Source organism: Pseudomonas sp. SORT22, assembly GCF_018417635.1.
GTDB lineage: Bacteria > Pseudomonadota > Gammaproteobacteria > Pseudomonadales > Pseudomonadaceae > Aquipseudomonas.
On the sequence record NZ_CP071007.1, the window covers coordinates 4,962,086 to 4,974,805 of the forward strand.

The 12,720-nt window shown below is 62.0% G+C and carries 10 protein-coding genes; 2 read left to right on the plus strand and 8 right to left on the minus strand.

All coding sequences use genetic code 11. The features are described from left to right. Window positions 1-2: 2 nt before the first annotated feature. The 3 genes from JYG36_RS22730 to JYG36_RS22740 are packed head-to-tail and all read right to left on the minus strand — an operon-like array spanning window position 3 to window position 2,036. A complete protein-coding gene (locus tag JYG36_RS22730; RefSeq protein WP_213602358.1) occupies window positions 3-563 on the minus strand; it encodes a hypothetical protein in 561 nt (186 codons plus the stop codon). Window positions 564-593: 30 nt separating this feature from the next. After that, entirely contained in the window at window positions 594-1,352 is a 759-nt protein-coding gene (locus tag JYG36_RS22735; protein WP_093388102.1) for a tetratricopeptide repeat protein, read from the minus strand. A 3-nt stretch (window positions 1,353-1,355) separates the two neighbouring features. Beyond that, entirely contained in the window at window positions 1,356-2,036 is a 681-nt protein-coding gene (locus tag JYG36_RS22740) for a Fe2+-dependent dioxygenase (protein WP_213602360.1), read from the minus strand. Window positions 2,037-2,252: 216 nt separating this feature from the next. Between JYG36_RS22740 and JYG36_RS22745 the strand changes: the two genes are divergently transcribed. Next, entirely contained in the window at window positions 2,253-4,544 is a 2,292-nt protein-coding gene (locus JYG36_RS22745) for a TonB-dependent receptor (RefSeq protein WP_045196234.1), read from the plus strand. Between the two features lie 104 nt (window positions 4,545-4,648). Beyond that, entirely contained in the window at window positions 4,649-7,204 is a 2,556-nt protein-coding gene (locus tag JYG36_RS22750; RefSeq protein ID WP_213602362.1) for a PepSY domain-containing protein, read from the plus strand. A 75-nt stretch (window positions 7,205-7,279) separates the two neighbouring features. On the opposite strand, the gene JYG36_RS22755 is transcribed toward JYG36_RS22750, so the two are convergent. The 5 genes from JYG36_RS22755 to JYG36_RS22775 all read right to left on the minus strand — a co-directional run bounded on the left by JYG36_RS22755 (window position 7,280) and on the right by JYG36_RS22775 (window position 12,694). After that, on the minus strand, window positions 7,280-8,071 hold the full coding sequence (locus JYG36_RS22755; protein ID WP_213602364.1) for an amidohydrolase: 792 nt from the start codon (window positions 8,069-8,071) through the stop codon (window positions 7,280-7,282). Beyond that, complete coding sequence (locus tag JYG36_RS22760; RefSeq protein WP_093388096.1) at window positions 8,059-9,207, minus strand: pyridoxal phosphate-dependent aminotransferase; 1,149 nt, start codon at window positions 9,205-9,207, stop codon at window positions 8,059-8,061. The genes JYG36_RS22755 and JYG36_RS22760 overlap by 13 nt, the downstream gene beginning before the upstream one ends. A gap of 154 nt (window positions 9,208-9,361) precedes the next feature. Then, window positions 9,362-10,825: a ribosome biogenesis GTPase Der gene (gene der / locus JYG36_RS22765; RefSeq protein ID WP_213602366.1), complete on the minus strand. Its 1,464-nt coding sequence runs from the start codon at window positions 10,823-10,825 to the stop codon at window positions 9,362-9,364. A 116-nt stretch (window positions 10,826-10,941) separates the two neighbouring features. Next, window positions 10,942-12,093 (minus strand): outer membrane protein assembly factor BamB, encoded by a 1,152-nt coding sequence (gene bamB / locus JYG36_RS22770; RefSeq protein WP_045196225.1) that lies wholly within the window; start codon window positions 12,091-12,093, stop codon window positions 10,942-10,944. After that, a complete protein-coding gene (locus tag JYG36_RS22775) occupies window positions 12,086-12,694 on the minus strand; it encodes a tetratricopeptide repeat protein (RefSeq protein ID WP_176470444.1) in 609 nt (202 codons plus the stop codon). Before JYG36_RS22775 ends, bamB begins: the two co-directional genes overlap by 8 nt. Window positions 12,695-12,720: the final 26 nt, after the last annotated feature.

Below are 12,720 nucleotides of genomic sequence, written 5' to 3' on the forward strand. Positions count from 1 at the left end.
GTCTACAGGACTTCCTTAATCCTGACCGCGAAGCTCAATGGCGCACCTTCATATGCATTCAAATACCTGTCGCCATCCCGATTCCTGTCGTAGCTCTTTATCTCGTGACCCTCATAGTCACGCAGGATGAAGTGGCGTTCTTGCTGACCGTACCACTCTGCGTGCGGCTGAACTTTCCAGAAGAAGGTAATTTCGTTTTTACCGTACAAGCCGAGATAGCCCCCACTACTTCTGCCCAGCTTCTTCCCCAGGTAACCATCGACCCTGGATGCGCAGGTAATGTCGTAATGAATCCGGTCACCTTGATCTTCAACGAACTGAAAATGAAAATCGATCGGCCGTACCCGCAGCCCATGCCCCACTATCTGTAGCCAGCCACTTTCTGCAAAATCAAACTCGGTACGTTGTGCACTGATGCCAACCTGTCCTGAACGGCCGGCTTTGGTTGAATACAGGGTAGCGATAAACGATTTATCAACAAGATCCACCATTCTCAAGTCCTTTAAAATATCGGGCAGGCACATTGAGCTTAGGCGTTCCGTCGTGAGCAGGGCAGGCTGCATTGATTCCCTGGAAAGTCGTCGAAGGCTTTGCTAAGGGTGAAGTTGCATGAACGTCAGCCGTTGCTCATAGGCTCGCAGGACAGGCAGCAAACGCTCATCCTGAACCTGCCGCAGGGTGCAGACGCTACTGCGCAGGAAATTCAGATTGCCGCCTCGCAGCGCGGTGTCGAACCAGGCTAATGCTGCATCAAGCTGATTGCTCTCGACCAACACCGTGGCATAGCTGAATTGCCCGCGAAAATCACCTGCCTCGGCAGAGCGGCGATACCATTCTTGCGCCTGGCCAACGTCCCGCTCACAGGCCAGCCCCTGCTCCAGATAACGCCCATAAAGGTTCATCGACTTGGCATGGCCCAGGTGTGCGGCCTGTCGATAGCAGAGCAATGCCAAGGGATGGTTCTGAGCCACCCCACGGCCAGTAGCCAGCAAGTTGGCGTAGTTGTACAGGCCCCAGTCCAGCCCCATTTCAGCAGCCTGACAATAGGCCCTGGCCGCAGCCGACACATCAGCCTGCCCTCCCCAGCCATGCTCCTGGCAGCGCCCGAGCATGTTGTGCGCCATAGCGCTGCCACGGCTGGCGGCAATCGCGAACCAGCGCCGGGCCAGAACCGGGTCTTGCTCGATGCCGCGACCGTCAAGAAGGATCTGCCCCAGCAGCACCTGCGCCTCGACAATGTCCTGCCCGGCTGCAGCCAGCAGTGCCTGGGCCGCCTTGGCCGGGCTGTGTTCGAGCATCTGGGCGAACTGTTCGCTGTCCAGTTCCTGGCGATTACGCAAGGCGAAGGTCATGGCTCAGACCTCGACCCAGCGGCGCAACAGGTTGTGGTAGGTGCCGGTCAACTGGATCAGCGCCGGGTGATCCGGCACATCGGCGCCCAGCTGCTGGATAGCCTGGTCCATTTCGTACAGCAGCGCGCGCTGGCTGTCTTCGCGCACCAGGCTCTGGGTCCAGAAGAACGCCGCGTAACGCGCGCCGCGGGTCACCGGGTTGACCTTGTGCAGGCTGGTGCCTGGATACAGCACCAGGTCCCCTGCCGCCAGCTTCACCTGCTGTACGCCAAAAGTATCCTGAATCACCAGCTCACCACCGTCGTAGTCCTCGGGATTGCTCAAAAACAGTGTCGAGGACAGATCGGTGCGCACCCGCTCGTGGCTTCCACGGGGCTGGCGCAGGGCGTTGTCGATATGAAAGCCAAAATTGCCGCCTTCGCGATAGCAGTTGATCAGCGGCGGGAACACCTTGTGCGGCAAAGCCGCCGACATGAATTGCGGGTGCTGCCACAGGCGTTCGATCAGCGCCGTACCGATTTCCTTGGCCAGTGGATGGCCTTCGGGCAGTTGCAGGTTGTGCTTGGCCTTGGCCGACTGGTAGCCCGCGGTAATCTTGCCATCGGCCCATTCAGTCTGCTCCAGCGCCTGGCGAATACGCTGGACCTCCTCGGTGGAAAACAGGCCGGAAATATGTAGCAGCATGGCGCGGGCACCTGAAGGTGAAAGACGTCAATGGTATTGATTCCCATTGACTCTCTACAAGCCCTTTCGGCAGGTGGGACGTTTCAGCACGGAAAAACCGCCAGTCACAAATTGTAAAGATTGTAAATTCCGCACAAATAGCAATTCTTCTCAATTGTTACTCATATTTGTTTACATTATATTTCGCGGCCTAAAAACCTGGGGAAGGGGACCACCATGCCGCGTCACTACGTGCCAACCGCTGTCAGTTCACCACGCTTGCTCACCTGCGCCATTGGTGTAGCGCTCACCGCGACCTCCGCCGGGCACCTGGCATTTGCCGCCGATGCCGAGCCTGCCAAGGACGGTGCCATCGCCCTGGATGCCACCAGCGTCACCGGCCAGGCCGAAACCGCCAGCACTGACTACAAGGTCGAACGCGCGTCTTCGCAGAAGTACACCGCGCCGCTGGTAGATATTCCGCGCACAGTGACGGTGGTCCCCCAGCAAGTGATCAAGGACACCAACGCCCTTAACCTGCAGGACGCCCTGCGTACCGTGCCGGGCATCACCATGGGTGCCGGCGAAGGTGGCAACCCGTCCGGCGACCGTCCGTTCATTCGCGGTTTCGACTCGCAGAGCTCGATGTACCTGGATGGCGTTCGCGACACCGGCTCGCAAACCCGGGAAATCTTCGCCATCGAATCGGTCGAAGTGGCCAAGGGCCCCAACTCGGCCATCGGTGGCCGCGGCGCAGCAGGCGGCACCATCAACCTGGTGAGCAAGCGCGCGCACTTGGGCAACTCCACCGATGGTGCCTTCACCTGGGGATCGGACCAGACCAAACGCTACACCTTCGATGGCAACTATCAGTTCCTCGACACCGCCGCGTTCCGCCTTAACCTGATGAGCCACGAAAGCAACGTCGCCGGCCGCGACGAGGTCAACTACGACCGTTGGGGCGTGGCACCGTCGCTGGTCTTCGGCCTGGGTACCGACACCCGCCTGAGCCTGGACTACTACCACATGGAGAGCGATGACCTGCCTGACTCGGGCATCCCCTACAGCCTGAAATCCGGCAGCTCCGCCAACCGCACTTCGGCCAACCCGGACAAACCGACCGATGGCGGTGACAGCGACAACTTCTATGGCCTGGTCGGCCGCGACTTCTACAAGAGCCGCGCCGACATCACCACCATCGCCCTCGAGCACGACCTGAGCGATGCGCTGACGATCAAGAACACCCTGCGCCATGGCAACACCCTGCAGGACTACATCTTTAGCCAGCCGGACGACAGCAAGGGCAACATCCTCAACGGTGAAGTCTGGCGCCGTCCGAACAACCGCGTGGCCAACACCCGCACCACCACCAACCAGACCGACCTGTTCGGCGAGGTCTACATCGGCGGCTTCAAGAACAACTTCTCGACCGGTATCGAACTGAGCCGCGAAGCCTCGGTCAAGACCGGCTACAACGTCACCGGCTTTGCCTCGGGCAACTGCAGCAGCGCCACCGGACAGATCTCTGGAGTCTGCACCTCGTTCACCGATCCGAACCCGAACGAAGCCTGGGATGGCACCGTTAGCCGCACTCTGGCTGGCGCCGATACCACCAGCAACACCCGCGCCATCTACCTGACCGACACCCTGGAACTGGACCCGGCCTGGTTGCTGACCATGGGCCTGCGTTACGACCACTTCGATACCAAGGCCAAAACCAAAATCGCCAGCGGCGCAACCAGCTTCAAGACCGAAGACACCAGCGAGTTCGTCACCGGCCAGTTGGGCCTGACCTGGAAGCCGGCCGAGAATGGTAGCGTGTACATTTCCTACGCGACTTCGGCGACCCCCGCCGGTGCATCGCTCGGTGAAGGCAGCGACGGCAATCCATTGCTGACCGCCACCACCACCAGTGACCTGAAGCCGGAAGAAACCACCAACTACGAAATCGGCACCAAGTGGAACCTGCTGGACGAACGCCTGGCCCTCACCGCAGCAATCTTCCGTACCGAAAAAGAGAACGCTCGTGTTCTGGTCAGCACCAACACTTACGAGAACGTCGGCAAGAGCCGGGTTGACGGTCTGGAACTGACCGCCACCGGCAAGCTGACCAACGACTGGCAGGTCTTCGCCGGCTACACCTACATGGATGCCAAGCTGATCGATGGGGGCAAGCAGAACGTCGGCGGCGTGTTTGTCGACAGCCCGAACAACGACAACCAGATGCCCAACACGCCGAACAACAGCCTGACCTTGTGGACTACCTACAACGTCACGCCGAAACTGACCGTCGGCGGCGGTGCCTTCTACGTCGATGACGTGTTCGGCAACGTCAACAACACCGTGATGGTCGATTCCTACTGGCGTTACGACGCTATGGCCAGCTACAAGCTGACCAAGAACGTCGACCTGCAGTTGAACGTACAAAACCTCACCAACGAGGTGTACTACGACAAAGCCTACGCTGCCCACTACGCCAACCAGGCCGCCGGGCGCACTGCCCTGCTGACCACCAGCTTCCACTTCTGAGTGAGCTGACTGGCAAGCCCCGTTCATTTAGGTGAACGGGGCTTTTGTGTATCAAGGCATAATGTGCGTCGCATTCGCATTTGCGACACGACAAGGTGATTGATGTGGTGAAGAAATCCCTGTTTCAACTGCACTGGTTCTTCGGTATTACCGCAGGCCTGGTGCTGGCACTGATGGGCATTACCGGTGCCATCTGGTCGTTCCAGGATGAGCTGCTGGAGCTGTTCAACCCTGATGTGCTCACCGTCGAAGTACGCCAGGAAGGCGTGCTGCCAATGCCCGAGCTGGTGCGCAGGATCGAGGCCGAACAGGGTGACAAGGTCGCCATGCTCTGGGTCCAGGCCGACAACGACAAGGCGGCGCGGGTCTTCTTCACCCCTCCCCCGGGCGAACGCCGGGGCTTGATGCGCTATGCCGACCCTTACACCGGCAAGCTGCAGGGCGACGTCGCCGGCCAGGGCTTTTTCGACCTGATGCTGCAACTGCACCGTTTTCTGGCCATGGGCGACACCGGCCGGCAGATCACCGGCGCCTGTACCTTGATGCTGATTTTCTTCTGCCTGTCCGGCCTGTATCTGCGCTGGCCGCGCAAGGCGCTGAATTGGCGGACCTGGCTGACCCTGGACTGGGCCAAGAAAGGCCGCGCCTTCAACTGGGACCTGCACGCCGTGGCCGGTACCTGGTGCCTGCTGTTCTACCTGCTGTTTGCCCTCACCGGTCTGTTCTGGAGCTACGAGTGGTACCGCGAAGGCCTGAACAAGCTGCTCGCCGACAGCCCGGCCGCTGGCCAGCAACACAAGCGCGGCGAAGGCCGCGGCGGACGTGCTGGTGGTGGCGCAGGTAAAGACGCCAAGCCGCTGGTGGTCGACTACGACGCCGTCTGGGCCAGCCTGCAAGCTGCCGCCGGCCCCGGTATGAGCAGCTACAACCTGCGCCTGCCGCCAGCTGGCGGGCAACCGGCGATGATCTTTTATCTGCTTGAAGGCGCCGAACACGAGCGCGCCCTCAACACCCTCAACCTGGACCCGGCCACAGGCCAGGTGAAGAGCAACGAGCGCTATGCCGACAAGTCGTTCAAGGCGCAACTGCTGGCCAGCGTCTACGCCCTGCACGTGGGCAGCTACTTTGGCCTGACCGGGCGCATTGTGGTGACCATCGCCAGTCTGACCATGCCGCTGTTCTTCGTCACCGGCTGGCTGTTGTACCTCGATCGCCGCCGTAAAAAGCGCCAGGTGCGTGCCGCGCGAGGTAACTTCGCGCCGTCGAACGGGCAGGACCACGGCTGGCTGGTGGGCTTTGCCAGCCAGAGCGGCTTCGCCGAGCAACTGGCTTGGCAAAGCGCCGGGCAACTGCAGGCTGCCGGCGTCGCGGTACAGGTCCGCCCCCTGGCTGAGCTGACCGAACAGGACCTCAACCAGGCTCGGCAAGCGCTGTTCGTCGTCAGTACCTTCGGCGACGGCGAAGCCCCCGACAGCGCTCGCGCTTTCGAGCGCAAGGTGCTTGGACAGCCTTGGGCGCTGGGCAACCTCAACTATGCCCTGCTGGCCCTGGGCGACCGCCAGTACCCGCACTTCTGTGGCTTTGCCCGGCGCTTGCAGGCCTGGCTCGGCGAACGCGGCGCCACCAGCGCCTTCGCCCCGGTTGAAGTCGACAGCGCTGACCCTGCGGCCCTGCAACACTGGCAACAACAGCTCGCACAACTGACTGGCAGCACGCCACCAGCGGCCTGGCAGGCACCCGAATTTGCCAACTGGACCTTGATCAGTCGCGAACTGATGAACCCGGGCAGTCAGGGTTCGGCGGTGTATCTGCTCGGCCTCAGGCCTGAGCAACCTGCGCAGTGGGAAGCTGGAGACCTGGTGGAGATCCTGCCGCGTAACAGCGCCCACAGTCTTGAGCAGTTTCTCAAGGGCCTGGGCCTTGATGGCGAAACACCCGTGCAGGTCGATGGCCTGCAAGAGAGTCTGTTGCAAGCCCTGGCCAGCCGGCAGTTGCCCAAGAGCCGTGAGCACCTGGTCGGCCTGCATGCGCAGGCATTGGTCGATGCATTGATCCCGCTGGCAGCACGGGAATACTCGATTGCCTCGATCGCCAGTGACGGCGTGCTGGAGCTGATCGTGCGCCAGGAACGCCACCCTGACGGCAGCCTCGGCCTGGGTTCAGGCTGGCTGACCGAGCATCTGTCTGTGGATAACAGTGTCAGCCTGCGCCTGCGCCGCAACAGTGGTTTCCACCTGCCGGCGCCGGCCACGCCGATGATCCTGATCGGCAACGGAACCGGGCTAGCCGGGCTGCGCAGCCTGCTCAAGGGCCGCATTGTGGCCGGCGAGCGCAGCAACTGGCTGCTGTTCGGTGAACGCAACCAGGCCTATGACTTCCTCTGTGGGGATGAACTGCAAGGCTGGCAGCGCAGCGGCGATCTGGCCCGGCTGGAGCTGGCCTTTTCCCGCGATCAGAGCCACAAGGTCTACGTGCAGGACCGCTTGCGCGAGCAGGCGACAGAACTGCGACGCTGGCTCGACCAGGGTGCATCGATCTATATCTGCGGCAGTTTGCAGGGCATGGCCAGTGGCGTTGATGAGGTACTTAACGAGGTGCTCGGGGCTGTCGAGGTTGAGCGGTTGATCGAGCTGGGGCGGTATCGGCGGGATGTGTACTAAGCCTTGAGGGCCTCATCGCGGGTCAAGCCCGCTCCTACAGGTTTGGTGTGGGAGCGGTTTGACCTGCGATGAGGGTCAATGCAGCTCGAAGGTATCGGCATCCAGGTTGGCCGGGAACCGCGTGCGATAGGCCGCCAGGTCTGCCGCACTGAGCACCACGGTAAACACCCCGTCCGCCTCGCCTGCACTGAGCAGGCTCTCGCCCTGAAAATCCAGCACCTGGCTGTCGCCGGTATAGGCAAAGCCCTTGCCGTCGGTGCCCACGCGGTTCACCGCGGCGACATAACACAGGTTCTCGATGCCCCGCGCCGGCAACAAGCGGTTCCAGTGCTGGCGGCGGGCGGCCGGCCAGTTGGCGGTGTACAGCAGCAGGTCAGTGTCCTGGGCATCGCGGCTCCACACCGGGAAGCGCAGGTCGTAGCAGATCAGCGGCCGTACCCGCCAGCCCTTGAGCTCGAACTGCACCTGGCGTTCGCCCGGGGTGTAGTGCTTGTGCTCGCCGGCCATGCGAAACAGGTGGCGCTTGTCGTAGTACAGGATCTCGCCATCGGGCCGCGCCCACAGCAAGCGGTTGCGGTGGCTGCCGTCGGCAGCCTGGATGATCACGCTGCCGGTAACCACTGCATCAAGCTTCTTGGCCTGGCTCTTGAGCCACTTGTAGGTCGGGCCGTTCTCGGGCTCGGCGAGGCTTTCGGAGTCCATGGAAAAACCAGTGGTGAACATCTCCGGGAGGATGATCAGGTCGGCGCCACGAGCCTGTTCCAGCAGGCCTTCGAAATGCTCGTAGTTGGCCAGGCGGTCGTGCCAGGCCAGGCTGGTCTGCACCAACGCAATGTTCAGGTTGGGCAGGCTACTCAGATCGCGCATAGTTTTTCCGCTGCCTGACGCAGCGTCTCCTCGCGTTTGGCAAAGCACAGGCGCACCAGGCGCTGCGCGGGGATGGGTTGCTGGTAGAACACCGACACCGGAATGGTCGCCACGCCATGCTCGCGGGTCAGCCACAGCGACATCTCGACGTCGTTCAAATCCGGGCGAATGTGCGAATAATCCACCAACTGGAAGTACGTACCCGGGGTGGGCTTGAACTGAAATCGCGAAGGCGTGAGCAATTCGCAGAACAGGTCGCGCTTGGCCTGGTAAAAGGCCGGCAGCTCTTCGACATGCTCGGGGTGCGCGGCCATGAAATCGGCCAGCGCCCATTGCAGCGGGGTCACGCCGCAGAAGTTGACGTACTGGTGGACCTTGCGCAGCTCGGTGCTGAGTGCTGCTGGCGCCACCACATAACCGGTTTTCCAGCCAGTGACGTGGTAGGTCTTGCCGAACGAGCTGACCACGAATGCACGCTGATACAGCGCCTCGTGGGCCAATACGCTGGCGTGCTGTACACCGTCGAACACCAGGTGCTCGTAGACTTCGTCGCTGATCAGGTAGATATCGCGGTCGGCGATCAACAGCGCCAGCTTGTCCAGATCATCTCGGCTGATCAAGGCGCCGCTAGGATTGTGCGGCGAGTTGAGGATGATCATCCGCGTACGCGGGCTGAGGGCGTCGGTGAGCTTCTGCCAGTCGATGGCAAACTCGCCATCGCTCAGTTGCACATGCACGCAACGCCCGCCGGCCAGCTCTACCGAGGGCTCATAGCTGTCGTAACTGGGATCGAAGACGATGACCTCGTCGCCTGCGCGGATCACTGCATGGATGGCGCAGAAGATCGCTTCGGTGGCACCCGGGGTGATGGTCACTTCATGCTCGGCATCGACGCTGACGCCATAGCTGCGGGCGATCTTGTTCGCCACCTGCTGGCGCAAGGCCGGCAAGCCGGTCATGGGGCTGTACTGGTTGTGCCCGGCACTGACATGCCGGCCGACCGCATCGAGCAATGCTTGCGGGCCGTTGAAATCGGGGAAACCCTGGGACAGGTTCAAGGCGCCGGTTTGCGCGGCGAGCTGGGACATGGTGGTAAAGATGGTAGTGCCGACGTTCGGCAACTTGCTACTGATCATGGAGCCCTCTTTCCTGCAGCACTATCCGGCTCGAGGCGGCGCGGTCTGGGACCGAGCATAGCGGATTGATCAGTCAGGAAAAAGGTTGTTACGGTCGCAGGCCAATCGCCGGTCAAACCCGCTCCCGTAGGAGCGGGCTTGCCCCGCGATGCTTCTAGCGCTTGTCTTTACGCTTCTTCTCGGCTTTCTTGTGGTGCGACATCAAGCGACGCTTCTTGTTGACCTGGCGGTCGGTCAGCGTGTTCTTGTTGCCTTCGTACGGGTTGTCACTGCCCTTGTACTCGATGCGGATCGGCGTACCGACCAGCTTGAGCACGCGGCGGTAGGTGTTTTCCAGGTAGCGCGAGTAGGACTTGGGTACCTTCTCGACCTGGTTGCCGTGGATCACGATGATCGGCGGGTTGGCGCCACCGAGGTGGGCATAGCGCAGCTTGATCCGGCGGCTGTTGACCATCGGCGGCTGGTGCTCGCTGACCGCATCTTCGAGGATCTGGGTCAGGCGGCTGGTCGGCCAGCGGGTCACCGCCGACTTGAACGAGTTCTGCACCGACTGGTACAGGTTACCCACGCCAGTGCCGTGCAGCGCCGAGATGAAGTGGATGTCGGCGAAGTCGACGAAGAACAGCCGGCGTTCCAGCTCGGTCTTCACGTAGTCGCGCTCGCTCGGCTGCATGCCGTCCCACTTGTTCAGGGCGATAACGATGGCGCGACCGGCTTCCAGGGCAAAGCCCAGCAGGTTCAGGTCATGGTCGACCACGCCTTCGCGGGCGTCCATGACGAAGATCACCACGTTGGCGTCCTTGATCGCCTGCAGGGTCTTGACCACGGAGAACTTCTCGACTTCTTCGTGGATCTTGCCGCGCTTGCGCACCCCGGCGGTGTCGATCAGGGTGTATTTCTCTTCGTTACGCTCGAAGGGAATGTAGATACTGTCGCGGGTGGTGCCGGGCTGGTCATAGACGATGACCCGTTCTTCACCGAGCATGCGGTTGACCAGGGTCGACTTGCCGACGTTAGGCCGGCCGATGATGGCGATCTTGATCCCGTCTTTTTCGCTCGGGCCAGGGATACGCACCGCTTCCTCGCCTTCAGCGACGTCGGTGTCGATCTCTTCCTCGTCCTTGTCCCGCGGGAAGTCGCTCAGCACCGCTTCCAGCAGGTTGTTGACGCCACGGCCCTGGGCGCCGGCAACACCAATGGCGTTACCCATGCCCAGTGGCGAAAATTCGGCGATGGCGGCCAGCGGATCGATGTTGTCGATCTTGTTGGCAACCAGGAACGAGCGTTTGTTGCGCTTGCGCAGGTGCTCGGAAATCATCTGGTCGGCGGCGGTCAGACCGGCGCGGGCATCGACCAGGAACAAGACCACATCGGCTTCTTCAATGGCCAGCAGCGACTGCTCGGCCATTTTCTCGTCCATGCCTTCCTCGTCACCGGAAATACCACCGGTGTCGACCAGGATGTACGAACGGCCTTGCCAGCACGCTTCACCGTACTGGCGGTCTCGGGTCAGCCCGGACAGGTCGCCGACGATAGCGTCGCGGGTCCTGGTCAGGCGGTTGAACATGGTGGATTTACCGACGTTCGGTCGGCCCACCAGGGCGATTACGGGAACCATTCGGCTCTCCACTTCATAAATTCGAAAAATACAAAGGCCGCTGCACTGCAGCGGCCGGAGTTCGAGCGGCACCCGAAGTGCCGCAGCCCGAGGCCGGCATGGCCTCAAGCATAGCCTCAGCGGATGGTCAGCGCCTCGAGCTTGCCGCTGTTGCCGTACACATAGATGGTGTCACCCACCACCAGCGGACGGGCGCGCAGGCCATCGCTGTCGATACGCTCACGACCGACGAAACGACCATCGACCTGGCTGAGCAGGTGCAGGTAGCCTTCCAGGTCACCCACCGCTACGTAGCTGGAGAACACTTCCGGCGCCGACAGCTGGCGGCGTGCCAGCGAATCGTTGCTCCACAGGGCGCTGGACGAGCGCTCGTCGATGCCTTCCACAGTGCCCGAAGCCAGGCTCACGTAGACGTTACCGAAGCCCTGGGCCACACCGGTGTAGCTGGAAGCATCACGCTGCCACAGCAACCGGCCGCTCTCCAGGTCCAGGCCGGCAACGCGGCCCTGGTAGCTGGAAACGTACAGGGTACCGCCGGACAGCAGCAGGCCGCCGTCGATATCCACAACCCGGTCAAGCTCCGAGCGACCTTGCGGGATGGCCACACGCTGCTCCCAGACCGGCGCGCCGTTCTGGGTGTCGAGGGCAACCACTTTACCGGTCGAAAGGCCAGCAACGGCCAGACGGTTGGTCACGATTGGTGCGCCAGTACCGCGCAGGGTCAGTACCGCCGGAGTGCTTTCGTAGATCCAGCGACGGTCGCCGGTGCTGGCGTCCAGGCCAATGACGCGGTCGTCCTGGGTCTGTACTACCACCACGTCACCGTTGGTCGCTGGTGGCGCCAGCACTTCACTGGTAACGCGCGAGCGCCAGCGTTCCTCACCGGTGCTGGCATCCAGGGCAATCACTTCGCCCTTGAGGGTGCCGAGCATGACCATGCCGTAACCGACGCCAACGGCACCGGACACTGGCAGTTCGAGGTCCTTCTTCCAGGCCACGTCGCCGTTGCTGCGATCCAGCGCCATCACCACGCCGGTAACATCGGCGGCGTAGATGCGGTCGTTTTCGATCGCCGGCACCAGCATGTTGAAGGTTTCGCCCTGACCGTCACCGATCGAACGGCTCCACTGCTTCTTCAGGACCACTTCTTCGGTGAACTTGGTGAGTTCGGCCGGTGGCAATTCCTTTTTGCTGTTGCTGCTGCAACCCACGGCCAGAAGGGCCAGGGTCAGCACTGCTGCATGTTTCCAACCGATCACGTCACGCATCCCCTTTGGCCAGGTCGTCGAGCTTGAGTTGCAGGCCACCGATCGCGGCGTCGTCAGACAGCGCAGCCTTGGCTTTTTCGTAAGCGGCATGGGCGTCGCCAGCGCGGCCCAGTTGCACCAGCAGGTCGCCCTTGAGCTCTTCGCGGCTGGCCAGGAACGCCTTGTCGGCATCGCCTTCGAGCAGCTTCAGCGCTTCGTCGACCTTTTTCTGCGCGGCCAGCACACGGGCCAGGCGCTGACGGGCGATCTCACCCAGGGTCGCGTCGGCCGGCTTGTCCATCACCAGCTTGAGCTCGGCCGCGGCGTCATCGAGCTTGCCGCTCTCGACGGCTACCTTGGCGACGAACAGGCTGGCGTACTGGGCATAGGCCGAGCCGCCGAATTCGTTCTTGAGTTTGCCGGACAGCTCGGCAACCTTGGCCGCGTCGGGCTCGCCGCTTGGCGTCAGGGTAGTCTCCAGCAGGGCCTGGTAAAGGTTCGAGGCGCCTTGCGACTGGTTGGTCTGGTATTTCTGCCAGGCTTGCCAGCCGAACACCACGACCAGCGCCAGCAGGCCACCGGTTACCAGCGGCTTGCCATTGCGGTCCCACCAGTCCTTCATCGCGACCAGTTGTTCATCATCGGTAC

Bases quoted from the DNA above. Each gene is read 5' to 3' on its own strand.
- JYG36_RS22730 (WP_213602358.1), bottom strand. From the start codon at position 563: ATGCAGCCTGCCCTGCTCACGACGGAACGCCTAAGCTCAATGTGCCTG.
- JYG36_RS22735 (WP_093388102.1), bottom strand. From the start codon at position 1,352: ATGACCTTCGCCTTGCGTAATCGCCAGGAACTGGACAGCGAACAGTTC.
- JYG36_RS22740 (WP_213602360.1), bottom strand. From the start codon at position 2,036: ATGCTGCTACATATTTCCGGCCTGTTTTCCACCGAGGAGGTCCAGCGT.
- JYG36_RS22745 (WP_045196234.1), top strand. From the start codon at position 2,253: ATGCCGCGTCACTACGTGCCAACCGCTGTCAGTTCACCACGCTTGCTC.
- JYG36_RS22755 (WP_213602364.1), bottom strand. From the start codon at position 8,071: ATGCGCGATCTGAGTAGCCTGCCCAACCTGAACATTGCGTTGGTGCAG.
- JYG36_RS22760 (WP_093388096.1), bottom strand. From the start codon at position 9,207: ATGATCAGTAGCAAGTTGCCGAACGTCGGCACTACCATCTTTACCACC.
- der (WP_213602366.1), bottom strand. From the start codon at position 10,825: ATGGTTCCCGTAATCGCCCTGGTGGGCCGACCGAACGTCGGTAAATCC.
- bamB (WP_045196225.1), bottom strand. From the start codon at position 12,093: ATGCGTGACGTGATCGGTTGGAAACATGCAGCAGTGCTGACCCTGGCC.
- JYG36_RS22775 (WP_176470444.1), bottom strand. From the start codon at position 12,694: ATGAAGGACTGGTGGGACCGCAATGGCAAGCCGCTGGTAACCGGTGGC.